Origin of the sequence: Oceanobacillus sojae (genome assembly GCF_900162665.1) — a bacterium.
Taxonomy (GTDB): Bacteria; Bacillota; Bacilli; order Bacillales; family Amphibacillaceae; genus Oceanobacillus; species Oceanobacillus sojae_A.
On sequence record NZ_LT727812.1, the window covers coordinates 389,423 to 415,217 of the forward strand.

The window sequence follows — 25,795 nt, forward strand, 5'->3', positions numbered from 1 at the left end:
TTAACTTTCATTTAAATACTTTTGAAGCTTAGCTTCAATCTCCTGCTGTTCTTTTTCACTTAAGCCCGTATTCGCCGGCTGGTTCTTCTTCCGGTTGTTAAACCAATCAGGAACAACCTCTTTCTTATAATTATTACTGTAATTATAGTTATTATTTTTTCTTGGTTTATTTTTAGCTGATTTATATTTTACCTGTTCTTGTTTAGCAAAGCTCATTGCTTCTTTTGCAGACTTCAGTCCAATCCTTGACCAATGACCGGCAATAGTTTCCATATAAGCCTTGGACAGCTTCATATTTGATTGCAGCAGAACATAATGTATTAAAACATTCATGACAGGAGCTGGCAAGCCCTGCCTGGTCATCACTTCACGGACGACTTTAATATCCTGCTCAGAAGCGTGATTTCCATCAGATAGATCTTCTAACAATTGTTTCGGAGAAATCGTCTCCAGCTCTTGAATCAGCTGTTCTTCCTTTGTTTCAGGCTTCTTCCTTATAATTTCTGTATTCGCCGTAATCCTTTCTTTTAAACGGATAGATTGCCCGTTATTACGGGAGACAAACATATCATGGCATGCTGATTTAAACTCTTCCTGATTCAATTTATTACCTTCATCAAGAGCCCACAGTAATGCTTTTTCTATGTCTACACTTTCTATATCATATAATACCTTCATTTGATGAATAAGCTTTTTATTTGCAGGATTTAGGATTCTTTCTGCTGGAATAAACCGCTGCTTGAGCATTTGTTCTATCCAGGAAAAATCCATTGAATCCTTTTCAGTACTCTGCCTCTCATTTTTCACGTTTTCAGCAACAGGCAAAGATGGCGTTATCGTATCAAACACTTCATTAAAATCAGCTGTCACCTCTTCGCCATAAGGATAACTATCCTTTACATAACGCGAATAAAGCTCATTATATTTCTGTTCTCCTATATGATGCAGCAGCAGCTGGGACAGCATTGCTTCCTTGAAAAATTGGTTTGGAGAGTATGGACTCTGCACATTATACGTATAATAATCTCTGCCGTCCTCTGTCCTTTTATAAGTTTTCAATAAACCAATGGCTTCCAGCTTTATTCGTGCACGATAAATATCATCCAGCGTCAAATTTAAATATGTCATTAACGTGTGGTGTGTCTGTACTTTTTGCACATGACCCACCTCATAAAACAAAGTATAGTATAAAGAAATTGCCTGAATTCCGATTAACGGCTGATAAAAATGTGTCAAAGAAGCATTAAAATCAAGAGGAGGCTGTTTGTCCATCACAGCATTATATCCATCAATAGGAAGGATTTTCCCAATCACATTCATTATAAACCCATCCTTTTCAAGTAAAAATGTATAAGACTTCGCAACGTTTTTGATGGGACGAGTAACCGCAAAAGCTCTTCGGTGGGGCGAGTAATCGCAGTCCCAGTCCCAAATGTTTTTGACGGAGCGAGGATCACAGTCCTCGGCTCCGGTCCTATACCTTCATTCTTATTCTTCATGTGCTTGTTTATCCGTCTTTATAATTTCTTTCAGCTCGTCTAAGAAAACAGAGATATCTTTAAATTGACGGTAGACAGAAGCAAATCTGACATAAGAGACTTCATCTACTTCTGCCAGTCTTTCCATAACCATCTCACCTACTGTATGGCTGGAGACCTCCGAATTTCCAGTGTTTCGTAAACTTTTTTCTACTTCCAAAGCAATATTTTCAATTGTATCTATCGCTACCGGGCGCTTCTCACATGCTCTGATAATGCCTCTTGTCAGCTTTTCTCTTGAGAATTCCTGGCGCATGCCATCTTTTTTTACTACAATGAGTGGAACTTCTTCAATTCGTTCAAAAGTGGTAAAACGAAATCCGCACTTCTCACATTCCCGGCGTCTGCGTATTGCTGCTCCCTCTTCTATCGGGCGAGAATCCAATACTTTCGTATTTTTATTATTACAGTTGGAACAACGCATTTCGTTCACTCCTTTCTTTCTTAAATTACCTATCTATCTTATTTCCGGCAGCTGTTCATTGACATGCTGATATATTCTTTTTATTATTTTATTACTGTGCCCGAAATCAATATGAACAGGCGTTTCAGTTGTCACAGAAAAATCAAGCGCTGTGTGATATGGACGAACCATAACAACCGTAGCAATAATTAAAACTTTTTTACCGCGTTTACTGGTTGCTCCTATCTCTCCATGCTGATCCGAGCGGGCATGAATCGAAAAATCCGTACTCGAATTAAAATAATCCTCTACAGCTTGAATGACTGTATTCTTACTCGCTTTATAATATCTGGTTTTTAAAGACTCATCTATATGACTATCACTGGTCTCTGAATGATTATTAAAAAAACGTTTAATTTTATAACCTATCGACATATACATACACATCCTATATTTTCACTAGTAAGAGGATGTTCAAAAAGCCCGGCCAAAATAACCCTTCGTTATCCGTAAGCCGATGAAATCAGCCCTCATTTTCTATCTATCTTCCTCATAGAGCGCACACCTCTTGAACATATGAATATAATAATTACGTGTGTACTATTTTAACATGATTTGATCATTTAAACTACTTTCGTAAAATGACCGAAGCATCCAAATGTCACATAAAGCATAATTTCATTAAAAATCCGCTTAAAAACACAAGAAATATTTTTCAACATTTCATTATAATTGATTTTTAGCATTTTAGTTATAGTAATATTTTCACAAAACAATCACAAAGACCCACTACATATTGATGATAAATTGTCGATATAGTAATCAGGAAAGCAATTATATCATTTTTAAAGAAGAAGGAGTATGTTTCATGAGTGTAGGAAAGAAGTTGAATTTATCTTTTATTGTGTTAATTGTTTTATTAGCTGTTTCTGTCGGCAGCAGTATGATGAATTTGAGAAATATTGAAAACCAGACAGAGGAAGCAATGGATTATCGCCTCGAACAGCTTATCTTAATTGAAAATATCCGCTACGATGTAGCTACGCAGGCCCTCCATATCCGTTCGTTGATTTTAGAACCGGAGGAAGATACACATCGAGAAAATCTTCTCACTATAGCCGGAGAACTTGATGAAAACTTAAACGACCTGGAAGGATATTTAGCATCAGAGGAAATGAGAACGTATTGGGAGCAGGCCAGCACTCCAAATGATGAATTCAACGAGATAATACCTGATATAATAACTGCTGTTGAAAATAATAATATAGAACAAGCTACAGAAATCGTTAATACAACTGTGCAGGGCATCAATGAAGAAATGTTTGAAGCAGCTGAGAAGATGGAAAACTATCAAGCAGGACAAATGGATAATATCGAAGGAGAAATAGAATCTGCGATTGGCACTGCACAAGTTGTGTCCATTATTGTTTTAGGGGTAAGTATACTAATTGGAATTGGTTTAATGTTCTATGTCCGCCGTTCTATCACCGCTCCATTATTAAGTGTTATGGCTATTGCAAAGAAAATTGGCGACGGTGATTTATCTGCTGAGGATATAGCCGTTAAATCTAAAGATGAACTGGGTCAGCTTGCTAAGATTTTCAACGCTTCTAAAAATAATACACGTGCGTTAATTGTTCGTATCCAGCAAAATGCGGAACAGTTAGGTTCATCATCTGAAGAGCTGTCTGCAAGTGCTGAAGAAGCATCCGCCACCACAGAAGAAGTAACGAAGCAGGCTGCTGATACCGCTGAAACCTCTCAAACAGCAGCCTATGCAGCGAACGAAAGCTCCATTGCGATGGGAGAAACTGCTCAAGGAGTTCAGAGGATTGCCGAAGCCGCACAATCACTTCATTCTTCTTCCAGTGAAACAAGTGAGGCTGCTCAAAACGGGACAAAGATTATTGGTGACGCTCAGCAGCAAATGAATAATATTAATGACTCGGCAGCCTCTGTAAATGAGCTTGTGCTGAAATTGGCAAAGCAAACAGAAGAAATCGAAAATATCACTAAAGTGATTACCGATATCACAGACCAGACAAACCTGTTAGCGTTAAATGCGGCAATTGAAGCAGCACGTGCGGGCGAGCAGGGAAAAGGATTTTCAGTCGTAGCAGATGAAGTACGTAAACTGGCAGAGGAATCAAAAAAATCAGCTGGTTCAATCAGCCTGTTAACATCAGAAATTAAGAATGATACAGAAAATGTTGAAAAAGCTATGCAACGTGCCCTGCCTGCTGTACAAAAAGGAGTAGAGGTCATTACCGATGCTGGATCATCGTTTGAATCTATTGTTGAAGCTGTTCGCGGGATGACAAATGAAATTCAGGAAATCTCAGCAACATCGCAGGAGCTTTCAGCCAGTGCAGAGCAAGTTTCAGCGTCAGTTACTGAAATTTCAACAGGTTCTCAAGTCATGTCTGGGAATATAGATACAATTGCAGCCTCAATGGAGGAGCAATCGGCCACTATGAATGAAGTTGCTCATGTAGCTGTATCCTTAAGCGAAACCGCTCAAGAATTGCAAGAGGAAGCAGGTAAGTTTAAAGTTTAATGACGGAAAAAGAAATCCGCATGAAATAGTTTCATGCGGATTTCTTCCTGTTCTTATGATGTTAAACGTACCTTCTGTTCTAATCTATAGCCTACATAGCTCGTCAAGTCAACAACGCGTTTGGAATAGCCCCATTCGTTGTCATACCAGGCAATAATTTTTAATTTATTGTTATTCATTACCATTGTTGACAGCCCATCAATGGTTGCAGAGTAAGTACTTGTTGTATAGTCAACAGAAACTAAAGGTTCATCAGAATATTGAATGACTCCACGCATACTTCCTTCTGCAGCCTGTTTAAATATTGCATTAACCTCTTCAGCAGTAACATCTTCTTCAATATCAATCACTAAATCTACTAAAGATACATTAGGTGTAGGCACGCGTAATGCCATCCCATGTAATTTACCTTTCAGCTGAGGCATCACTTCTGCAAGTGCTTTAGCAGCACCGGTTGTTGTCGGGATAATAGATTGCGTACAACTTCTTGCACGACGTAAATCTTTATGCGGATTATCAATATTCTTTTGATCATTTGTAAAAGCATGGACTGTTGTCATCAAGCCATTCTTTATTGTAAAGTAATCATCAATAACTTTCACTACGGGTGCCAAACAATTTGTAGTGCAGGAGGCATTTGAGATAACATCATGCAGCTCTGGATTATAATCACTTTCATTTACACCTATTACAATTGTCTTATCAACTTCTTTTCCAGGTGCCGTTATAATAACTTTTTTTGCTCCTGCCTGTAAATGAAGTCCCGCTGTCTCTTTGGTTTTAAACTTACCTGTGGCCTCAATAACAATGTCAATCCCAAGATCCTTCCAAGGCAGCTTTTCAGGGTCTCTGGAATTTACTAAAAGAATTTCTTTACGATTAACAATTAACTTGTTCGGCAACGCTTTCACTTCTCCGTTAAAAGGGCCATGAACACTATCGTATTTAATTAAGTGAGCAAGTGTTTCTGATGGGTAGCTTGCATTAATAGCAACGACTTCTAATTGCTCCTCTTCCATCGCTTGACGAAAAACCATTCGACCAATTCGACCAAAACCTGTTATTGCAATACGTGTTTTCTCCATAAGCACTTCTTTCCTCCTGATTATGTTATACTTTTTATCTTTTATTACAATTAGTATAACATATATAAAAGAAAGTGTGTCATTAAATATAAAAATGTTTCTTATCATTATTTTGAATGCCTGCATTTAAAATAATGATAAGAAAAGCACCATCTTCACTTTATAATAAGCTCAGATGGTGCCCGACACTGTGTTTAACTATTCAATTACATTCCATTTTTTTAATAAATCCACTAGCTGTTTCTTACTTTCTTCTATAGAACAGGTATTATTAATTAACTCATCAGCAAGCTTTGCCTTCTCTTCTAATGGCATTTGCGATCTGATCCGGTCCATTGCTTCCTGTTCAGTAAGCTGATTTCTTTCCATTAAACGCTTCCGCTGTGTTTCTGAATCTACATACACAACTAAAGTTTGATCGGCTAGAGAAGTTAACTTACTTTCAAACAGCAAAGGGATGTCCAGTACAACACATTTCTCTCCTTGCTCAATATAGTCTTCTTTTTTCTTTAACATCCGGGCACGGACTGCCGGATGAACAATTTGATTTAACTGTTCTCTTCTATCTTCGTTTGAAAAAATAATAGAACCAAGCTTTGGCCGATTAATTGAGCCATCCGGACTTAATATTTCTTTACCAAACACCTCTACTACCCGGTTATACGGCTCTTCTCCCGGTTCCACCACTTCTCTTGCTATTATATCCGCATCAATTACCGGAATCCCTAAGTCAGCAAACATTTTTGCTACTGTACTTTTCCCGCTGGCGATTCCTCCGGTCAATCCAATTACTAAACTCATAAATCATTCACCTTTTTTGCGGCTGGCATTTAGGGCATACATGCGTTCCCCGTCCGCCAACCTTCATTTTTATAATTTCCTCGCCACATGTTTTACATGGCTTCTTATCTTGACCATAAACATATAAAACCTGCTGAAACATTCCCATATTTCCCTGGCTGTCTACATAGCTGCGGATGGTTGTACCGCCGGCCTTTACAGCCTCCTGAAGTGTTTCAATTGCAGCATAACGAATCGCTGCTGCTTCTTTTTTAGTCAATTCATTACACTTTGTTAAAGGATGAACTCCCGAACGGAATAAAGTTTCGTCTACATAAATATTACCAAGTCCTGTCAAAAGGTTTTGATCTAAAAGTGCTGTTTTGATAAATCTTGTTGATTTTTTTAGCTGCTGATAAAAATACTCGACAGTAAAAGCTTCCTCAAATGGTTCTGGACCCAGGGCCATTAAAGGTGCTTGTGTAAATTCACTTCCCTTGGTTAACAGGTGCATGGTTCCAAATTTGCGAACATCGTTATAACGCAGTGTTTCTCCACCTTTTAAATGAAAAATCACATGCGTATGTTTTGCCACCTCTTCATCCTGTTCATGCAAACGATATTTCCCTTCCATTCTTAAATGCGACACAAGTACATAGTCATCTAAATAAAAGAGCAGGAACTTCCCCTTCCGCTTTATTTCCTGAAAGGTCTGTCCTTCCAGCAGATGCTTAAATATCTCTGCATCATCCGGCTGCTTTATAATATTCGCCCAAAATACATCTACTGTTTCTATTGTTTTCCCCTGAACAAGTAATTTTAACGTCTCTTTAATTGTTTCTACTTCTGGTAATTCCGGCATTTTTTCTTCCCCTTATTTCGCGTCAAACCAGCTTTCACCATAAGAATAATCCACTTTCAATGGTACAGAAATCTCCACAGTTCTTTCCATCATTTCTGGAACAATTTCCTTTAAGATTTCAATTTCATCCTCTGGCGCCTCTAAAATCAATTCATCATGAACTTGTAATAAAAGCTTGGCCTGCAGTTTTTCTTGTTTAATTCGATGGTCTAAATCGATCATTGCTTTTTTTATAATATCCGCAGCACTTCCCTGAATTGGTGTATTCATTGCTGTTCTTTCCGCAAAACTGCGCACATTAAAATTCCGGCTAGTAATATCAGGTAAGTAACGACGGCGATTCATGAGTGTGGATACATATCCTTTTTGTTTTGCTTCTACAACAATGTCATCCATATATTCTTTTACACTTGGATAGCTGTTAAAATACCGTTCAATAAATTGTTTAGCTTCTTTTCTTGTAATCCCTAGGTTTTGGGATAAACCATAATCACTGATTCCATATACAATCCCAAAGTTAACGGCTTTTGCTTGACGGCGCATATTCGATGTAACCTCATCCTTGCCCACATGAAATACATCCATAGCTGTCTGCGTGTGAATGTCTAGATTATTTTTAAAGGCGGCAATCAATTTCTCGTCCTCCGCTATATGAGCAAGTACCCGTAATTCAATCTGAGAATAATCAGCAGCAAACATTTTCCACCCTTTTTGAGACGGCACAAAAGCCTGGCGTATTTTTCTGCCTTCCTCTAAACGAATAGGAATATTTTGCAGATTAGGATCTACGGAGCTTAATCTGCCGGTTTGCGTTAACGCCTGATTAAAGCGCGTATGAATTTTATGTGTATCTTTACGGACTACCTTTTGCAAGCCCTCAATATAGGTTGATTGCAGCTTACCCAACTGACGGTACAAAAGTAATTTCGGTATTATTTCATGCTGATCTGCAAGCTGTTCCAGTACATCAGCTGCTGTAGAATAGCCTGTCTTTGTTTTCTTGATCACGGGAAGCCCCAAATCTTCAAATAATACAGGACCAAGCTGCTTCGGTGAATTAAGATTGAATTCCTTGCCGGCTAATTCATACACTTCTTTTTCTAAATTGCTGAGTCTTTCCTTTAAGTCATCTCCCATCTCCTTCAGACGACCGACATCTACCAGAACACCCTGATGCTCCATTTCAGCAAGAATCAGAGCAAGCGGCATTTCTAATTCCTTTAATAGTTTTGCCTGTTCATTTTCCTCTAGTTCTTTTTCCATTTCCGGATATAATTCAAGCAGGGCATTGGTTTTTCGAACAACGTGTTCGCTAAGTATTGCTTCTTCCGGTACTTTTTGTTTAGCGCCTTTACCATAAATCTCTTCATCAAAGGATAAATCATAATTTCCTTTTCTGCTGGCAATAGCAGGAATATCATGATTATTTTCAGCTGGATTGATTAAATAGGATGCGAGCAGGGCATCAAATATAATTCCTTCGATTTGAATATCATTACGCAGTAAAGCAACCTTTGTCCGTTTAGCATCAAATACAATTTTCTTTTTCGCAGGATCTTCTGCCCAATTTTTAAAAACAGAAGATTTCATTGCAACAGAGGTAGGAATAAAGCTTTTTTTATTTTCATTTACAACCCCGATTCCTTCAACCGGTGCTGTATGATAATTTTCACCTAACATTTCTACAACAATTACATCTTCATTAGAGAAGATTTCTTCCGTTACTTCGTTCACAATATCGTATTTAATTTCTTTATGTTCCACGGCCTCTTCTTCCGTTTCTTCAGAACCAGAAAGTCGTGTTAATAATGATTGGAATCCTAAATCCATAAAAATATTCCGGACAGATCCTGTTGAATAACCTTCATAAATGACATCTTCCAGATCAATCGTGACTGGAGAATCTCTGTTTATCGTTGCTAAATCTTTACTCATCACTGCATCATCATGATATGTTGTTAAATTTTCCTTTAACTTTTTACCTTTCACTTCATCCAGGTGCTCATACACCTTTTCCAAGCTATTAAATTGTGTTAACAGCTTTGTTGCTGTTTTTTCACCTACACCCGGAACACCCGGAATATTATCTGAGCTGTCTCCCATTAAGCCTTTTAAATCTGTAATCTGTTCAGGAGTTACCTGCATTTTCTCTAGAAGATACGCTGGTGTATACTTTTCAATCTCACTGATTCCTTTTTTAGTGACACTGACCGTAACATGATCCGATACAAGCTGGAGTAAATCCTTATCTCCAGAAATAACAGTCACTTCCCAATCCTGATTATCTGCCTGCTTCGATAATGTTCCAATAATATCATCTGCCTCGTATTGCTCCAGCTGATAATGTTTAATATCAAAGGCGTCAAGCAGTTCTTTTAAGACCGGAAATTGTTCCGAAAGCTCTGGGGGCGTTTTTTGACGTCCGCCTTTATATTCTTTATAGGTTTGATGGCGGAAGGTTGTTTTCCCTGCATCAAAGGCAACAAGCATATGTGTCGGCTTTTCTTCCTCTAAAATTCTGAGCAGCATCGTTGTAAAGCCATAAACCGCGTTGGTGTAGACACCTTTTTCATTATTTAACAGCGGCAACGCAAAAAAAGCACGATAAATAATACTGTTACCGTCAATTAAAATTAACTTTTTGGTCATAATCCCGTCTCCTTTATCTATCATCTGAGTACTATCATTTTATCATGTTTGCAGAGAACTGCATAATATCCACATTTGCTTAGTAAACAGGATAACCTTTATGAAGTTGCTTCATAACAATTAGATATAAGTGCTTGTTTAAGAACAAAAGCGCAGAGCGCCTGCTTAAAAACGTAGAGATTGGAGCGGTGCAACTGAGATAAAGGAAACATGCCCCTTTAGGGGTATGCCGACGTTAGGCTTCAGCCTGTTTTTAGTCGGCCTTCCTTTACTTTAAACCGATGTTGACTTATCGTAGGGCGCTCACGTGAAATCTCCTAGTTTTTGGCGCTCGGAGCTGGATGTGGCTGTTTTTCTATAAATAGTTATCCACAAGGCAATAATTCTATAATTTTCTAGACAGCAAGAAAAGCCATCGCTATGGCTATAGCGATGACCTAGTCTTTCGGGATATATACATGAATGGTCGTACCTTTATTTACTTCACTGTCTACAACAATTTCTCCCTGATGGACTTCTACAATATGCTTTACAATGGCTAAACCTAAACCGGTGCCGCCTGTATTCCTGCTTCGATCTTTATCTACACGATAAAACCGCTCAAATACCCTTTGAAGTACCTTTTGCTCCATACCAATCCCTGTATCCTCCACTGAAAAATGAACACGATGTTCATCCTCAGATACTTTCAGATTCACATTTCCTCCAGATGGTGTATAGTTAATCGCATTATCCACGAGATTTATAATAACCTGCTTTAATTTCTCGGCATCTGCATGAATGCTTACGTCTGAGGAAATGGACATTGTAAAATTCAGTTCTTTTTTCTTTGCTTTTTGTTCTAATGATGGCAGAACTGCATCAATCATCTGTTTGACATGGAAATCTTCTTTTTCCAGTTGAAAACCTTCTCTTTCTAGACGGGATAATTCTAATAAATCTTCAATAAGCAGCTGTAACCGATGACTTTCTTTGTAAATAATCTCAATAAATTCCTCTGCTGCTTTTTCATCATGCTGGGCGTCTTTTAATGTTTCTGCAAAGCCTCGAATAGAAGTAATTGGTGTTCGCAGCTCATGAGAAACATTCGCTACAAAATCCTTACGCATCTTTTCCAGCCGCTTTAATTCTGTAATATCATAAATAACCAATACTGCGCCTTTAATCATATTATGCTCATTAAAAATAGGTGCGGCAATTACCTCCATGTAATTTTTAGTCAGCCCACGTTTATTTTTAAACTGCTGTTTGACCGGCTTTTCATATAGAAATGTTTTTTGAATAACATCGTGCATCGCCTCATTTTCAAATACATCATAATATAAATGGCCGCGATATTGTTTCTCCTTTCCATGAAACATCTCCAGGAATCCGCGATTCACCAGATGAACATATCCTTTCTCATCAATAAGAGCAAGACCGTTTTTCATATTATCAATAATAGAAGTGAGCTGCTCTGCATGCATTTGCTCCTGAATGGTAATCTCATTCATATTTCGGGCTAATTTATTAATATTTTTACTTAATTGCTCCATTTCTTCACTATTTCCATTATAGAAACGGGCAGAGTAATTTCCCTTGATCATTTCATTTACAGTTTTTGAAGCTTTTTTCAGTGGCCTCGTATATTTATTATAGAACTGCATGAATATAATAGAAATCACTAAAAATTCAACTAAAATAATGGCAATAATAAATACCCAGTTTCCTTCAGCTTGTACCATTAACCATCCAGATAATATCAGGACAATTGTGATACCAAGTATATTGGGGAACAGGGCTTTAGAAAATAAAATCTTCATTTAAACCGGCTCCTCTAGTTTATAACCTAATCCACGGACTGTTTTAATATAAACAGGCTTTTTTGAATTTGGTTCAATTTTATCCCGCAGATGACTCACATGTACATCTACAATTCTTGTATCACCAACAAAATCATAATCCCATACACTGCTGAGCAATTGATCTCTGGAAATAACCTTTCCTTTATGTTTAGCCAGATAGTACAGCAGTTCAAACTCTTTTCTGGTAAAAGTAATTAATTCTCCATCCATTTCTGCTTCATAGCGCTCTGGATAAATAATTAAATCCTTTATTTTGATGGCTTGAAAATTGTTTTCCAGCGGGCGCTGTGTTCTTCTGATAATTGCTTTGACACGGGCAACCACTTCTTTCGGACTGAACGGTTTTGTCAAATAATCGTCCGCTCCAAGCTCCAGCCCAAGAATTTTATCAATTTCCTCATCTTTTGCTGTAAGCATTAAGATGGGTGTATCAATATCTTCTTTTCTTAATTTCCGGCATACTTCCATTCCATCCAGTTTTGGGAGCATTAAATCTAAAATAATTAATTCATAGCTGTCAGCAGCAGCTTTTTGATAAGCTTCTTCTCCATCGTATGCTACATCTGTAGTAAATCCGGCATTTTCAATGTTATATTTTAATAAAGTAACAATCGACTGCTCATCATCCACAATTAGAATTTGTTTTCCCATTTAGAAAAATCCCCCCTGATTCATATATATGCTTCCATTGATGAAATTTTCATCCCAAAGCATTTTTCTCCTGCTGAACAGGAATATGATTACTTCTTCTTTTCATGTAATCATTTCTTTTATTTTCTTTATTCTACCATTATTCACGAACATAGCCTATTACATAAGTAAATGTTAATAAAACTTAACAAAACCTTGGAACGCATTAATCGTCAAAATTTAGAATAGATTACTTATTCAGTCAACTTTCACAAAAAAATAATTTACTTATCATAGAGACAGGTGTTGATCGTTCCTTCCATCTATCTCTTGACAGAGCAAAAACTCTAGCTAGAAAGAAGGTAATATGTGAGGCTCACCGCTGCGGCGGACCGTTTTGCTTTCCTAGGGGCATGCTCTTCAGCTAACTTTTGCCAAGAAGAGCACTTGGCAAAAGTGGATCTTCAGATGATGCTAATCCCTCAGGAGTCAAAACGGTCCGCCTCCGCTAGAAGGGAATTCTATACCTTTTAATACAACGGAGCCAATAGAAATTAGATAGTAAAGAACATATTTTTCGTGGTGCATATAAAAGTGCCCCATCGCGATTACTTTCTGTTCATAAAAGCTATTCCCGATATTTATTATTCATGCTGTGTGGTGCGTCATAGTTTCAATTGCCAAATCAACCATTTAAAACACTAAAATGATCTTTTCATCAAGCAAAAAGCAATTATTTCATTCAACTCCATCTGGATATGATTCCTTTCATTCGCTGCAGAGGCCTAACTGAGCGCAGACCAGCCACGTAGACTCCTATGGGACAGGGCGAGCTGAAGATCCACTTGAAAAGCGGGTTTCTTTTCAAGTTAGCTGAAGCCGTCCCCATGGAAAGCGGAGTGGTTGGTCGGAGCGGAGCTATACACAATCTCCATTTCAATAAAAAGATGATTTAACAACATGCAAGAAGGATAATATAGAACATGCTCCTCTTAGAATAGTAAGGTATAGATGCTTATTCTCAAGTGCGAAAGTTAAATTATTTAAATATAGTTCTGTTATTCTTTATAGAAAAAAACCTGAAGCGATATAAGTGCTGCAGGTTTTTTGTGTGAGGGAGTTTTCCAAAGTATAACTTGTTCAAAATTAATTCGTGGCTGCTTTTCTCTTTTATTTTAAATTTTCCCTGTTAATGTTCTCGGCTGTTTGTAAAACAAAAGAAATACAACAATCAGACTCAGTATAAAAGATGGAATCATATACGATGAATTATAAATTAACGAATAGAGCCAGGCCGGCTGCCCTTCTACTGCAGATCCGAAGAAAACCATTCCTGCAATATAATGACAAACAAAACGCGCTGCAGACCCCAAAAATATTCCAATTAAAATATAGGAAAAAGCTTTCTTCATCTGCTTACCTTTTATACTTTCCATCACCTGTTTAGAGACTATTCCTGCCAGGCCGACAACAGTAAATGCCAGTCCATACTCAATAATCCCCTGTACTGGATGCATAATGAAAGCTGTCCCTGTTGCAACCTGTAATACACCCCAAAGAAACCCTGATAAAAGACCGCCTTTAAGCCCCCAGCGGAAAGCAACAATAAAAATAGGAATCATAGCAAAAGAAACAGATCCACCCTGTGGCCAAAGCTTAAATCCTATCGGTAAAATATCCAGTAATAATGCCAGCGCAGTAAATATTGCTACCTCTACTAAAAAAAGTGTTTTATTTTTCAATTCCTTTTCCCCCAAATACATGAAGCTATGACAATATAGATTTTGGTTTCTCCGTAGCTTCAACAGTCTTTTTTACACAACAAAAAAGTAATGCCAAGGGAGTCTTCTTGATGGCGACATTCTTAAAAGAGAGTACATCTCTATAGAACATCTAAAACTCCGCTCACACATTACTTTTATATCCATCAAAAAGTCCACAATCCCTACGCCAGCGCTAACTGACAGGTTCAAAGGGTCAGAACACAAATCGTGTTCACTCTCAGCCAATGGCTCCCCTTGCAGGCTTTTTTTATTCACTTTTTTGTATAAGTTCAGTATAAATCACTTTACGGTAAATCGCAATAGCTTATTACTTTTGAAGTTTCCTGGACAATTCTAAAAATGCCTGGACATCCTGTTCACAGATTTCTATTGCATTTTCCCAGAAATCAGGTTTGGTTAAGTCAACCTGCAGATGCTTCTCAGCAAGCTCTTCCACTGTCAACCGGCCTGTATCTCTTAATAAAGCAGTATATTTTTCTTCAAAGTCACCCTCATAATCCTGTGCATATGCATAAATTCCCTGACTGAATAAGTAACCAAAAGTATAAGGGAAATTATAGAATGGAACGCCGGTAATATGAAAATGCAGTTTAGAGGCCCAGAAATGCGGATCATATTCCGACAGATTATCACAATAGGCTTCTTTTTGTGCTTCTACCATAAGCTCATTTAATCTGTCTGTGCCTACCATCCCTTTTTTACGCTCTTCATAGAATTGCTTTTCAAATAAGAACCGTGCATGGATATTCATAAAGAAGGCAATACTGCGCGATACTTTATCCTCCAGCAATGTCAGTTTTTCTTCATCTGTTTTAGCCATTTTCACAGATGCATCAGCCACAATCATTTCAGCAAAGGTCGAAGCAGTTTCTGCTACATTCATTGCATAGCCTTGATTTAAGCCGTTCACATCGTTCATCACATACTGATGATAGCCATGTCCCAGCTCATGAGCCAATGTAGCTATATTAGAAGGAGTTCCTGAATAGGTCATAAAGATACGCGTCTGTTCGCTGGCAGGAAAGCTTGTACAGAATCCGCCCGGCCGTTTTCCTGCCCGGTCTTCTGCTTCAATCCAGCGTTTTTCAAATGCCATTTGTGCAAAATCTGCCATTTGTGGACTAAAGCCCCGGAATTGCTCAACAATAAAGGCAGCTCCTTCATCATAGCTCTTCTTCTCTACTTTTGATTGAATCGGAGCGTTCACATCAAAAATGCTTAATTGATCCAAATTTAATAGAGACGCTTTTTGATTTAAGTATTCTACAAATAAAGGCTTATGCTTTTCGATTGCTCCCCACATAGCGTTTAATGTTTCTTCCTTCATCCGGTTCTTTTCTAACGGCTCTTTTAAAACATTATCCCACTCATAATGCTTATATTTTTGCAGACGGAAACCGGCCAAATGATTTAAAGTTTGTCCAAATAAGTCTTCATGATCTTTCCAGGCTTTGCTTATTTGTCTGTATACATATTCCCTCTGTTCACGGTCTGGCGTTGATAATTTATTAGAAGCCTGTCCGACAGAATAACTTTGTGTCTCTCCATCTTCTGCAATATCGATTTTCATATTGCCGACAATGGTTCCATACATCTGATTCCACGCATGATATCCATCGACAGCTAAATCACCGATTAAAATTTCTTCATTTTTAGATAATTGTTCGCGTGCACGCTCTCTTCTTTCCGTCAATATAAACTGCAGAGGCTTTATCGCTTCCTGCTCTAATAATATATTCCAGTTTTCCTCTGTTATTGCGCCAAGCTTCTGATCAACTATTTTTGTCATGGCACTGCTAGAAGCTTGTATCTGAGCTGCTTCAGCAACATATAAAGCAGCCTGCTTATCTGTTACATCCTGCGCACTTAAACAACTGATATACGCACCCATTTCACGTGATCTCTTTGTTAGAACCTCTAATTTTTCTAAAATTATCTCCCAGGCTTCCGTTCCCCCATTAGCATCCAAGTGATTAACTTCTTTGGTTAATTCCGCAATATCCCTTTTAACTTCATCCACAAATTGGCGAAATTCCTCCGAGTTACTTTGTCCTGGAAAAATAACATCTAAATCCCATGTTGGCTGTAATTTTTGCCCCATTAACATCTCTCCCTTTTTTTATTCTATTATCTAATATTTAGTATACCGAAATTTATAAAAGGAAGCATTAAAAAGAGCCTGTAAAGAAAATATTTTTTACAGGCATTACCTCTATTATTTCTTTTTTTTCTTATTCTTTTTCTTTTTCGGTTTCGCCATATATACTTTCTTCCGCCTCAACCAAGCAATGAGAACAGTGATGACCGTAAATATGGCAGATAATATTTGTTCTATAAGGGTACTATCGATAAGCATTGGTGACTTACCTAATAGCACAAAAACTTGGTTTGTTGCAGCGATAATCACAGCTATTATACTAATCATAGTACCTTTGTCCACTTTTTGCCCCTCCTTTACAACCCTTATATATTATTATTAAAAAAACAGGTATTTGGAAACGGCATAAACCTTTAGAAGTTTAATTCTATATGTATTTGGGTATCGTATATACGTATTTAAAATATTTTTAATTAAAGATACTTGACTTTCTTAATTTATTATTTTACACTAAGTAACATAAAGTAAGTAACTTTTTTTAGGAGGATTTAATAATGGCAAAAATTAATTGGACAGTAGACAAAGCGCATAGTGAAGTAGGCTTTTCTGTAAAACATATGATGATTTCAAAAGCAAAGGGTACTTTTGATAATTTTGACGCAAAAATCAATGCGGATGCAGAGGATTTAACAGATGCTGATATCGAAGTAACCATTGATGTAGCAAGCATCAATACTCGTAATAACGATCGCGATAACCATCTTCGTTCTGCAGATTTCTTTGATGCAGAGAACTACCCTAATATCACTTTTACTGCAAAAGATATTAAAAAATCCGGTGATGACTATGAAGTTGCTGGTGATTTAACAGTGAAAGGAACAACAAAACCCGCTATTTTTAATGTAACATTTGAAGGTCAAAGTAAAGATCCGATGGGCGGCGGCATTGTTGCAGGATTCAGCGGTTCTACAAGTATTAACCGTAAAGAATTTGGTTTAACCTGGAATGCTTCCCTTGAAACCGGCGGTGTTCTTGTTGGGGAAGATGTAAAAATTAACTTCGAATTAGAATTGCAAAAAGCGGAATAACGCGAAATAGCTTTAACTGATAAATAGGAAGACCCTGATTTTTTCTCAACAGTAAAATCAGGGTCTTTTTGCTTGGAAAAGAGTGGCATCGTTGCTTGTATATACAGCTACCGTCATCTCTCCTCCTATAGCTCTCGCTTGAATAAGCACAGGTTGATTAAATTTATTCCGGAATGCAAAATCCGGCCCCCACCAGCTTACAGTCGCATCTCTTCCCTTTGGAACATATGGAACCTCTCTGCTGTGTGCATAGCGTTCTGTGATTTCAATTCCTTGAAGATCTACTGCATTGAATAATGTCGATGATACCTGACAAATCCCTCCGCCAATATCTTCACTAAACTCTCCTTTTACAATAACAGGAGCTGGCAGATAACCTCTTTCCTTTGTTCTCTCCCCGACAATTTCATTAAAAGAAAAATGCTCCCCCGGGAAAATAACTGTATTATTAATTGCGTCTGCAGCAAGCTCAATATTACGCGTTCTTTCTATATTTCCTTTTCTGAATCTGGTCGTAAAGCGATTTAACTCTTTCTCTGTAATCTCTTTTAAAAGTTCTTCATTGACTCGTGCCGGGATTTTTTGCTTCGGTACATGTAAACGCTTGTTATCTGCTCCGCTATAGTAAAATTCATTAATCAGTGTATGAAACTCATTTACATCCAGCGCTAATCCTGGCTTTTCCTTTACAATCTCCCCATTTTTAGCAATATAAGCGTTTTTCGGTTTTTGATAAACCTGTTTTTGCATATATTTTGTTAAATCCTCAATATCATTCCAATTTAATAATGCCTCATCCATTTCAAATATATAGGGTTTTAAATCAATAAGCCAGGAATCCTTCTGTTCATCATAAAGCTCCATGACTGAAGCATGTGATATATGAGGAAAAAAAAGAAATAAAAATATCAATAGCAGTACAACCATTCGCATCATAACACACCCCTTTAGTATTATTATGTTTGGGATGTTTTATTTCTATACAGTGAATAAAGCTGGAAGTATTGTTTCGTTAAAGAAACAGGCACTAGATTTCCTAAAAAACAGAACAAAAGCGCAGAGCGCCTGCTTAAAAACGTAGAGATTGGAGCGGCGCAACTGAGATAAAGGAAACAAGCCCCTTTAGGGGTATGCCGACGTTAGGCTTCAGCCTGCTTTTAGTCGGCCTTCCTTTACTTTAAACCGATGTTGACTTATCGTAGGGCGCGACGTGAAATCTCTAAAGTTTGGCGCTCGGAGCTGGATGCGGCGGTTATTCTATAAATAGTTATCCACAAGGCAATAATTCTATAATTTTGTAGACACAAAAAAATTGTCAGGAAAGATTCCTGACAATTTTTTCAAACTTATCTAAAGTCCCTATTATCTTCTAAATATTCACTTGCAACACGATAACCTACCAATGCTGTCAAAGCAAGCAACACATAGCAAAATACATTCTTCATATTTCTTACCTCCTGTGGAGTATTTTATCAAATTTAACGGTTAGCCTGTCATCCTAATAATTTAGAATGGACGGAATTTCCCTTTTTTAAGTAATGTTTTCGCACCACCGACTAAGAATAGAGAACGGTCATCAACAACTTTTTTCATTGCTGCTGCTGCTTTTCCGCTTAATTTTTTACCATCAAGCACGTTTCCGATACCATCAGATAAACCAAGAGAAGCAACTGTACCTTTATTAGAGAAAACAAAATCAGTAAGGACTTCATCGCGGATCAAGGCAACAATGTTGTCAGCTGCTTTTGCTCCTTCTTGAACAGCTAACTGACCAGTTGGAGGGAATGGTCTGCCACTTTCTGGATCCATTGTCCAAGAGCAATCTCCAAGGATAAAGACATTTTCTTCACCTTCTGGACGAAGATCTAATCCAACATTTACTTTTCCTTTGAATAATTCAAAACCTGATTCAGCCAATACCGGGTTACCCATTACTCCACCCGTCCAAACAATGGTACCAGCTTTAATTAATTCGTTATCTTCACCGACAACAAATCCATCTTCTGTACATTCTTTGATTGCAGTACCAATACGGAATTCAACACCACGGTTTTCTAAAGATTGCTTTCCGTAAGCAACTAAGTCTTCGTCAAACATAGGCAAAATAGATGGCATTGCTTCTACATTAATAATTCTTGCTTTACTGCGGTCGATATCATATTTTTTGCATAGCTCAGGTACTTTGTCCGCAAGTTCACCAACAAACTCAATACCAGTAAAACCGCCGCCGCCAACAACAATTGTAAGCTGCTCATCCCGTTTTTCCTCGCTTGAAGAATACTGCGCGAATTGATACTCAATATGCTCAGCAATCAAGCGGCTTGAATCAATATCTGTGATTGCATAAGCATTATCTTCCATACCCGGAATTCCAAATGAATTGGATACAAATCCAAGTGCAAATACAAGATAATCATAAGCAACTTCACTATTTTCCAATACAACACGTTTGTCTTCACGCTTCACTTCTGTAACGGTATCATAGATTAAACGAACACGTTTAGGATTAACAACATCTGTTAACATAAAACGAGCCTGATTCGGGGTGATCGTACCAGCTGCAACCTCATGTAACCATGTACTTTCATAATGATAATTATGTTTGTTAATTAAAACAATCTCAGCTTCTTCAGCAGAAAGCTGTTGAGTTAAACGTCTTGTTGCAACTAATCCGGCATAGCCTGCACCAAGCACAACTACTTTTGGTTTACTCATAATTCATCTTCCATCCTTTCTATACTTCCATAAATAAAGTGTAATTTAATAACGAACTATCCTATAATAAATAGTCACTGCAATTAATATAATATCAAATTTTGTTGAAATAGGCTAATATTCGTTGTAATTTCTTAAAAAAATCTCTTTTTTGCCTTTTTTTATTTTCGATTACATTCAAGTTTTAAGAAGAGACAGTATATAATTATTTACTCAGAGTAAGCTGCGGCTACGTTCTTATTGTCATTATCCTTAGGGTTTTTATCTTTTTCCGGCTCCTGATCATGATCATCATCTTCCTTTTTCTCACCATCGTCGGCTTGGTCCCCATCTTCATTGTCCTCTTCAACCTGGTCAGGGTCATCACTATTCCCCTGCTCACTTTCACCTGTGCCTTCCTCTTCTTTACCACCATTATCTACATTATCTTCTTTATTATCCGGCGGATTTTTATTTTCTTTTCCGGTTTCCTCTGTGTCCTCTTTTGCAGGATCAGAATCAGAATCAGTTGATCCGGAAGACGAATTATTTTTTTCAGATTGTGTCTTGCCGCCAGTCGCTTTGGAGCTTTGATAACGATCTGTTTCTGAATTTTCATTTGTAATCTTCTTCTCATCACCGGCGGTATATCTTTTACTTGAATAATTATTACTTTGTTCATTTTCTTCAGTCTGTGCCTGATTGCTTTCATATTTTGTTATCTGAGTAGACGACTCTTCCCCAGAAGCTGAATAGGTTTTACTTTCCCTTTCAGTTTCCTGCTTTTTATTCCCCTTATCTTTCATTTCAGGTTCTTGAACAGTATGCGCATCTTTCTGCACTGCTGCTTCGTTTTCCTGAGAGTTATCATGATAATTTAAATCGACGGTCTGATAAATTTGCTGATTATTTGATAACAATTTATTCTCCCAGGAATTTGTGAAAAGCTCTACACTCTCATCAGTTTGTCCATTTGCAGCTTCTCCGACCCCGGTATTCAGCTCCATTTGGTATTGCGTGGAGCGATTCCCATTATAAATCCCTATACCTACAATAATGATACATCCTGCTAACATACAAATATTAACCCATAATAGCTTTTTTTTACGCATATATCTTCTTCCTTTATATATTTTTTTCCTGCTAATTCATTTTTCACCCTTTTTATTTCAGACCTTCATAATCTTTCATAGATGTCTAATTTATAAATCATTGTTCAAAAAATACTATCACTACTATTGTAATCTTCCTATGACGCCTTTTCAAATACTTTTCGCTTTTTTTCGAATACTGCTTCTCTGTCACTCGTTATCCCATAGAGCAAATGCCTGGTATGACTGAACTCTGCTTTTGAACATTATTCAAAATAAAACTTGATTTTTTTTCCTGGCTCTTGTACAGTAAACGTAATTATAAATGAATATAATTTTAATTCTTATCCAGAGAGACGGAGGGACTGGCCCGATGATGTCTCAGCAACCAGCTTGTCACAGCAAGGTGCTAATTCCAGGAGGGTCTGTCCCTTTAAAGATAAGAAGCGTATGATACGAATGTTATACCCTTCTTATTCCTAAAATAAGAAGGTTTTTTTATTTCAAGGAGGCTGAATGAAAGATGAAAAAATTAGAAACTGCGTTAGTACAGCTAGGCAACAAAACAGATGAACGTACAGGAGCAATAAATCCACCTATTTACATGTCAACAGCATATCAACATCAAGGAATCGGACATTCCACCGGCTATGATTATACCCGCACAAAAAATCCAACCAGGTCTGTATTAGAGGAAGGATTTGCAAAATTGGAAGAAGGGGACGCTGCTTTTGCCTGCAGTTCAGGCATGGCCGCTATTCAATTAATCCTCTCCTCCCTATTTCGTCACGGCGATCATCTTATTGCAACAAAAGATATTTATGGCGGTACTTATCGAATTTTTGACCATTTTGAAAAAGCATATAATATTTCTGTAACCTATGATGCGTGTCAGGATATCTTGGAAACGGAACGATGTATTAACGAAAATACGAAAGCAATCTTTTTAGAGACACCGACAAACCCTTTACTGCAAGAAGCAGATATTGAAAAATTTTCGAAGCTGGCAAAAAAACATAATTTGCTGCTAATCGTCGATAATACATTTTTAACCCCTTATCTGCAGCAGCCTATTACCCTTGGTGCTGATGTTGTTGTTCATAGTGCAACGAAGTATATCGGCGGTCATAACGATGTACTGGCAGGTATCGTGGTTACCAAAAGCCCGGCTCTCTCTGAAAAAATCTTTGAAATGCATAACGCTTCCGGCGCAACATTATCCGCATCAGATTGCTGGCTTCTTATCAGAGGATTAAAAACACTTGCACTTCGCATGCAGCGTCATGAGGAAAATGCAAAGCAAATTGCGGATTATTTACAAAAGCATCCGGCAATCCGTCAGGTTTATTATCCTAATAAAGGCGGTATGCTCTCTTTTTGTTTAGCAGATTCCATTCAGGTAAGGTCTTTTTTAGCTAATCTAAACTTAATTGTATTTGCGGAAAGTCTGGGCGGGGTAGAAAGCTTTATTACCTATCCTACAACGCAAACACATGCTGACATGCCCGAAGAAGAAAGAAATAAACGGGGAATTGGTAATGATCTTCTTCGTTTTTCGGTGGGAATTGAAGATGCCGGGGATTTAATAGCAGATATTGAACAAGCATTGCAGGGTGGCGGAGAAAAATAAAAATAAAACTTTACTCAAAAAAAAGCCCTTCCTCTTCTCCCGGGAAATCGGGCTGATGCTTTCATTATCCGCACCGGCAAAGAGTGTGACATTGTGATATAAGAGTTACAAAAATACGGGGCGGCCTCATGTTGAGGCTGCCCCGTATTTTTCTTTATGAAGAAAACCTATTCTTTTTCATTTTTTGTTAAAAGTTTTTAAACATACGCTATTCCATAGTATGTTCCAATATTTAAGGTTAATTTAAGGTTTATTTAACCTTTCATCAAACCTAAATCTACCTTCCATTGTAACCATTGAAGCTGACGTGTTTTCCTAGGTAAAAATTGACGAATATCCTCCTCGTGATAACCGACCTGGAATCTTTTTTCATCAACCAGAATCGGACTTTTCAGCAGTCTTGGATACTTATGAATTAATTTTAGTAAGGTTTGTAAAGGAAGCTCCTCTACATTTAAATTTAGTTCTTTGAAAATTTTAGAACGGGTAGAAAGAATTTCATCCGTACCTTCTACCGTCATTTGTAAAATATTTTTCAATTCCTCAATAGTCAATGGTTGGTGTAAAATATTACGTTCCTTATATGCAATCCCATGTTTGCGAAACCACTGTCTCGCTTTTCTTGTAGATGAGCAAGATACTCCGTAAATATGCACTGTCATATCCATTCTCCTTATTATTTGACATATTCATTACAAGAGTCAAAGTGATAATATTTGAAATGACAACTATTTTTAGCTTTTTTCATTTCATTAATCTATCTTAGATACAACTTTAGCATGGAAATGTGGTAAAACTATGGTAAGGCCATGAAAAAAACATAAAATGAAGCTTAATTTATATAAAATATCCAAATTTCAAAGCAGTATATTTGTCCAAAAGCCTGGTTTATCAATACTTTTATCTTAAACCCAACTTTCTATTCCAGTCAATAAAGCGATTAATTCATCCTCCAGTTCTTTTCCTTTATCTTCATCTAATAAATGATTAAACAATATTGAAAAAATAAGCCGCTCTTCATTCACGTTCGTTAAATAACCTGAAAGTGTGCTGGTTCCTTCAATTGTACCTGTTTTTGCCTGAACATCTAAGCCTTTCATCCGCTTTCGTAATGTACCGCCGGCCATTTTATCTTCTTCTCCTGCTACCGGTAAACTCTTTAAAAATTTAGGGAACCAGTTTTCCTTCTGTATTTCAAAAAGTAACTGTGTTAATTCTTCAGCTGGAATAAAGTTAGCAGCTGAAATTCCAGAACCATCCTTTAATTGGACAGCATCCAGATTTATACGATACGGAGCTAAATTTTCTTTAACTGCTGCTATGCCAGATTCCCATGAACCGTCATCGTACATCATACGTCCTAATTCTTTTGTAAGCATCTCACCTATCCCGTTATTGCTCAGCTTCATAAATGGAATTAAAATGCTGGATAATGGCAAGGAATACTGTCTGTAAATACATGCTGCATCTGTGTTTTTCTTTCCCCTTTTTATTTGACCTTCCAAAACAATCCCCGTGCTTTTAAAAATATGCCGGATTGTTTTTGCAATATAATTTTCAATATCTTTGATGGCCATATATACTTCTTGCTTTCCTTCTTTGAGTCCTATTTTTCCGGATATAAAAAAATGATTTTCATCATTAATCCGTTTTACAATAAGTTCTTCTTCGTCAGCCTCCTCTGTGGTTATCGCTTCATTTGTTATCGAAATTCCTTCCGCATGCGGGAAAATATCTACAATAGGAGGTTGATTATTTATTTCCGGCTCTATCCTGAGCTTAATCGCATTGGTATCATAATCGGAGTCTGGAGCAATCGTTAATGCAGACACTTCTGATCCATAAGCAAATTGCTGATCCTTCCATATTAAATCTTCAGACCACCGAACATCATCATACCAGCTATCATCAAGAATAAAATCCCCTGAAATACGCCTGATGCCTTGTTGCTTTATAGAAGCTGCAAATTGCGTATAGTCCTTTAATTGTAGGGTTGGATCTCCTTTTCCAACTAAATATATATTTCCATGACAGCATTTATTATCTATTTCTCCATCATAATAAATGCCTGTTTGAAATGTATAATCTGGACCCAGCTTTCTTAAAGCAGCAACTGCTGTCAGTATTTTTAAATTGGAGGCCGGCTGAAGACGTGTAGATGCAAAATAATTGTACAAGCTCGTTCCACTTGTACTGGAGCGGATACTAAGCCCGAGAATGCTTCCTTCATTCTTACATTTATCTATTAAAAAATCATCCAGCTTCTTCATTGATTTCACCCCAAATTACAGAATATGTGTATCTGAGATTAATTCGATATTCATAGGTTAAAATCCTTTTTTCTAGTCAAATACCCTCTCAAACAGAAAAGCATTTCATATATTAACCTTACAGGGGGTGTAAATAAATGAGTAGTTATAATGAATTTGGCGGAGGTTTTGCGCTGCTGGTAGTCTTGTTCATTTTATTAATTATTGTAGGTACTTCTTATTGGGGATTCTAATAATTCCATAGTAAGTAATTTTTTCCTCCTCTTCCCTATGGTTAACTAGCTATTTTACGTACAATTAGCTTGTATAAACAGATCGTGATTATGAACGCTTGTAAAGACATCCTGCAAAGACTCTTTACAAGCAATTTTTATGTTTGTTTTTAAATAAGAAAAACCAAGAAAATCACTTGGTCTTTAAAATACTGGTGTTCTTGCCAAGGAGATGTCCGCTACGGGAAGTCGCTTTCCGCTGGCAACGCCTCAGCCTCCTCAGAAGGAGATCACTTCTTGCGGGGTCTTCACCTGTTGCTTTTCCCGCAGGAGTCGACTTCCTTTCGCTCCCATCTAAGAAGAAATAAGTTTTATTTACTTTTTTACAAAGAAATAAAGCTAATTTTAGCGGAAGAAATACACGGAGACTCCTGTGGGAATGCGCAGTGGGAAGACCCCGCAGAAAAAAAGTGCTCTTCTTTTTTTCGAGGAGGCTGAGCTCAAGCCCACGGAAAGCGTAGTGTATTTCTGCAGCGGCTGACTTCAGCATTTTTATATACTTTCTTATCTTTGAACAAAA

Annotated in this window: 22 protein-coding genes and 2 riboswitches; of the genes, 4 read left to right on the forward strand and 18 right to left on the reverse strand. The window is 37.4% G+C overall.

The window, feature by feature from the left end; all coding sequences use genetic code 11:
- From BN1068_RS12790 to BN1068_RS12800, 3 genes are all read right to left on the reverse strand, one after another.
- Complete coding sequence (locus BN1068_RS12790) at positions 1-1,320, reverse strand: replication initiation and membrane attachment family protein (protein ID WP_077603242.1); 1,320 nt, start codon at positions 1,318-1,320, stop codon at positions 1-3.
- A gap of 168 nt (positions 1,321-1,488) precedes the next feature.
- The gene (nrdR, locus tag BN1068_RS12795; RefSeq protein WP_077603243.1) at positions 1,489-1,962 is read right to left on the reverse strand and encodes a transcriptional regulator NrdR; all 474 of its coding nucleotides are present in this window, start codon (positions 1,960-1,962) and stop codon (positions 1,489-1,491) included.
- Positions 1,963-1,995: 33 nt separating this feature from the next.
- A complete protein-coding gene (locus BN1068_RS12800) occupies positions 1,996-2,376 on the reverse strand; it encodes a cytosolic protein (RefSeq protein WP_077603244.1) in 381 nt (126 codons plus the stop codon).
- A 433-nt stretch (positions 2,377-2,809) separates the two neighbouring features.
- Between BN1068_RS12800 and BN1068_RS12805 the strand changes: the two genes are divergently transcribed.
- Entirely contained in the window at positions 2,810-4,498 is a 1,689-nt protein-coding gene (locus BN1068_RS12805) for a methyl-accepting chemotaxis protein (protein ID WP_077603245.1), read from the forward strand.
- 53 nt (positions 4,499-4,551) lie between these two features.
- Here the strand turns inward: BN1068_RS12805 and BN1068_RS12810 are convergent, their stop codons facing one another.
- The 9 genes from BN1068_RS12810 to BN1068_RS12850 all read right to left on the reverse strand — a co-directional run bounded on the left by BN1068_RS12810 (position 4,552) and on the right by BN1068_RS12850 (position 16,572).
- On the reverse strand, positions 4,552-5,583 hold the full coding sequence (locus BN1068_RS12810) for a glyceraldehyde-3-phosphate dehydrogenase (protein WP_077604068.1): 1,032 nt from the start codon (positions 5,581-5,583) through the stop codon (positions 4,552-4,554).
- Between the two features lie 198 nt (positions 5,584-5,781).
- Positions 5,782-6,384, reverse strand: coding sequence for a dephospho-CoA kinase (coaE, locus tag BN1068_RS12815; protein WP_077603246.1), 603 nt, complete (start codon positions 6,382-6,384; stop codon positions 5,782-5,784).
- A gap of 7 nt (positions 6,385-6,391) precedes the next feature.
- Entirely contained in the window at positions 6,392-7,225 is an 834-nt protein-coding gene (gene mutM, locus BN1068_RS12820) for a DNA-formamidopyrimidine glycosylase (RefSeq protein ID WP_077603247.1), read from the reverse strand.
- Between the two features lie 12 nt (positions 7,226-7,237).
- Positions 7,238-9,874 carry a DNA polymerase I gene (gene polA / locus BN1068_RS12825; protein ID WP_077603248.1) on the reverse strand — a complete coding sequence of 879 codons (2,637 nt, stop codon included), beginning with the start codon at positions 9,872-9,874 and terminating at the stop codon, positions 7,238-7,240.
- 437 nt (positions 9,875-10,311) lie between these two features.
- Entirely contained in the window at positions 10,312-11,676 is a 1,365-nt protein-coding gene (pnpS, locus tag BN1068_RS12830) for a two-component system histidine kinase PnpS (RefSeq protein ID WP_077603249.1), read from the reverse strand.
- Positions 11,677-12,369 carry a response regulator transcription factor gene (locus BN1068_RS12835; protein ID WP_077603250.1) on the reverse strand — a complete coding sequence of 231 codons (693 nt, stop codon included), beginning with the start codon at positions 12,367-12,369 and terminating at the stop codon, positions 11,677-11,679.
- 1,154 nt (positions 12,370-13,523) lie between these two features.
- The gene (thiT, locus tag BN1068_RS12840; RefSeq protein WP_254846769.1) at positions 13,524-14,090 is read right to left on the reverse strand and encodes an energy-coupled thiamine transporter ThiT; all 567 of its coding nucleotides are present in this window, start codon (positions 14,088-14,090) and stop codon (positions 13,524-13,526) included.
- Positions 14,091-14,272: 182 nt separating this feature from the next.
- Positions 14,273-14,377, reverse strand: a riboswitch (TPP riboswitch).
- A gap of 62 nt (positions 14,378-14,439) precedes the next feature.
- Complete coding sequence (locus BN1068_RS12845) at positions 14,440-16,233, reverse strand: M3 family oligoendopeptidase (RefSeq protein WP_077603252.1); 1,794 nt, start codon at positions 16,231-16,233, stop codon at positions 14,440-14,442.
- A 114-nt stretch (positions 16,234-16,347) separates the two neighbouring features.
- Complete coding sequence (locus BN1068_RS12850; RefSeq protein ID WP_077603253.1) at positions 16,348-16,572, reverse strand: phage holin; 225 nt, start codon at positions 16,570-16,572, stop codon at positions 16,348-16,350.
- A gap of 212 nt (positions 16,573-16,784) precedes the next feature.
- Between BN1068_RS12850 and BN1068_RS12855 the strand changes: the two genes are divergently transcribed.
- Entirely contained in the window at positions 16,785-17,318 is a 534-nt protein-coding gene (locus BN1068_RS12855) for a YceI family protein (RefSeq protein ID WP_077603254.1), read from the forward strand.
- A 57-nt stretch (positions 17,319-17,375) separates the two neighbouring features.
- Here BN1068_RS12855 and BN1068_RS12860 read toward each other — a convergent pair whose 3' ends face one another.
- The 3 genes from BN1068_RS12860 to BN1068_RS12870 all read right to left on the reverse strand — a co-directional run bounded on the left by BN1068_RS12860 (position 17,376) and on the right by BN1068_RS12870 (position 21,124).
- Positions 17,376-18,251 carry a VanW family protein gene (locus tag BN1068_RS12860; protein WP_254846770.1) on the reverse strand — a complete coding sequence of 292 codons (876 nt, stop codon included), beginning with the start codon at positions 18,249-18,251 and terminating at the stop codon, positions 17,376-17,378.
- A 573-nt stretch (positions 18,252-18,824) separates the two neighbouring features.
- Positions 18,825-20,033 (reverse strand): NAD(P)/FAD-dependent oxidoreductase, encoded by a 1,209-nt coding sequence (locus BN1068_RS12865; protein WP_077603256.1) that lies wholly within the window; start codon positions 20,031-20,033, stop codon positions 18,825-18,827.
- Between the two features lie 209 nt (positions 20,034-20,242).
- Entirely contained in the window at positions 20,243-21,124 is an 882-nt protein-coding gene (locus BN1068_RS12870; protein WP_077603257.1) for a hypothetical protein, read from the reverse strand.
- 320 nt (positions 21,125-21,444) lie between these two features.
- Positions 21,445-21,549, forward strand: a riboswitch (SAM riboswitch).
- Positions 21,550-21,626: 77 nt separating this feature from the next.
- On the opposite strand from BN1068_RS12870, the gene BN1068_RS12875 reads away from it, so the two are divergent.
- Complete coding sequence (locus BN1068_RS12875; protein ID WP_077603258.1) at positions 21,627-22,733, forward strand: methionine biosynthesis PLP-dependent protein; 1,107 nt, start codon at positions 21,627-21,629, stop codon at positions 22,731-22,733.
- A 254-nt stretch (positions 22,734-22,987) separates the two neighbouring features.
- On the opposite strand, the gene spx is transcribed toward BN1068_RS12875, so the two are convergent.
- Together spx and dacB are read right to left on the reverse strand one after the other, a co-directional pair.
- Positions 22,988-23,395, reverse strand: coding sequence for a transcriptional regulator Spx (spx, locus tag BN1068_RS12880; RefSeq protein WP_077603259.1), 408 nt, complete (start codon positions 23,393-23,395; stop codon positions 22,988-22,990).
- 243 nt (positions 23,396-23,638) lie between these two features.
- A complete protein-coding gene (gene dacB, locus BN1068_RS12885; RefSeq protein WP_077603260.1) occupies positions 23,639-25,003 on the reverse strand; it encodes a D-alanyl-D-alanine carboxypeptidase/D-alanyl-D-alanine endopeptidase in 1,365 nt (454 codons plus the stop codon).
- A gap of 137 nt (positions 25,004-25,140) precedes the next feature.
- Here dacB and BN1068_RS12890 point away from each other — a divergent pair, with 137 nt between their 5' ends.
- Positions 25,141-25,236: a YjcZ family sporulation protein gene (locus BN1068_RS12890; protein ID WP_077603261.1), complete on the forward strand. Its 96-nt coding sequence runs from the start codon at positions 25,141-25,143 to the stop codon at positions 25,234-25,236.
- Positions 25,237-25,408: 172 nt separating this feature from the next.
- On the opposite strand, the gene BN1068_RS23845 is transcribed toward BN1068_RS12890, so the two are convergent.
- On the reverse strand, positions 25,409-25,795 hold a 387-nt coding region (locus tag BN1068_RS23845; protein WP_217697321.1), incomplete at its 5' end, for a hypothetical protein.

Coding starts and splice junctions, on each gene's coding strand:
- BN1068_RS12790 (WP_077603242.1), bottom strand. CDS start 1,320: ATGAATGTGATTGGGAAAATCCTTCCTATTGATGGATATAATGCTGTG.
- nrdR (WP_077603243.1), bottom strand. CDS start 1,962: ATGCGTTGTTCCAACTGTAATAATAAAAATACGAAAGTATTGGATTCT.
- BN1068_RS12800 (WP_077603244.1), bottom strand. CDS start 2,376: ATGTCGATAGGTTATAAAATTAAACGTTTTTTTAATAATCATTCAGAG.
- BN1068_RS12805 (WP_077603245.1), top strand. CDS start 2,810: ATGAGTGTAGGAAAGAAGTTGAATTTATCTTTTATTGTGTTAATTGTT.
- BN1068_RS12810 (WP_077604068.1), bottom strand. CDS start 5,583: ATGGAGAAAACACGTATTGCAATAACAGGTTTTGGTCGAATTGGTCGA.
- coaE (WP_077603246.1), bottom strand. CDS start 6,384: ATGAGTTTAGTAATTGGATTGACCGGAGGAATCGCCAGCGGGAAAAGT.
- mutM (WP_077603247.1), bottom strand. CDS start 7,225: ATGCCGGAATTACCAGAAGTAGAAACAATTAAAGAGACGTTAAAATTA.
- polA (WP_077603248.1), bottom strand. CDS start 9,874: ATGACCAAAAAGTTAATTTTAATTGACGGTAACAGTATTATTTATCGT.
- pnpS (WP_077603249.1), bottom strand. CDS start 11,676: ATGAAGATTTTATTTTCTAAAGCCCTGTTCCCCAATATACTTGGTATC.
- BN1068_RS12835 (WP_077603250.1), bottom strand. CDS start 12,369: ATGGGAAAACAAATTCTAATTGTGGATGATGAGCAGTCGATTGTTACT.
- BN1068_RS12845 (WP_077603252.1), bottom strand. CDS start 16,233: ATGGGGCAAAAATTACAGCCAACATGGGATTTAGATGTTATTTTTCCA.
- BN1068_RS12855 (WP_077603254.1), top strand. CDS start 16,785: ATGGCAAAAATTAATTGGACAGTAGACAAAGCGCATAGTGAAGTAGGC.
- BN1068_RS12860 (WP_254846770.1), bottom strand. CDS start 18,251: ATGCGAATGGTTGTACTGCTATTGATATTTTTATTTCTTTTTTTTCCT.
- BN1068_RS12865 (WP_077603256.1), bottom strand. CDS start 20,033: ATGAGTAAACCAAAAGTAGTTGTGCTTGGTGCAGGCTATGCCGGATTA.
- BN1068_RS12870 (WP_077603257.1), bottom strand. CDS start 21,124: ATGCGTAAAAAAAAGCTATTATGGGTTAATATTTGTATGTTAGCAGGA.
- BN1068_RS12875 (WP_077603258.1), top strand. CDS start 21,627: ATGAAAAAATTAGAAACTGCGTTAGTACAGCTAGGCAACAAAACAGAT.
- spx (WP_077603259.1), bottom strand. CDS start 23,395: ATGACAGTGCATATTTACGGAGTATCTTGCTCATCTACAAGAAAAGCG.
- dacB (WP_077603260.1), bottom strand. CDS start 25,003: ATGAAGAAGCTGGATGATTTTTTAATAGATAAATGTAAGAATGAAGGA.
- BN1068_RS12890 (WP_077603261.1), top strand. CDS start 25,141: ATGAGTAGTTATAATGAATTTGGCGGAGGTTTTGCGCTGCTGGTAGTC.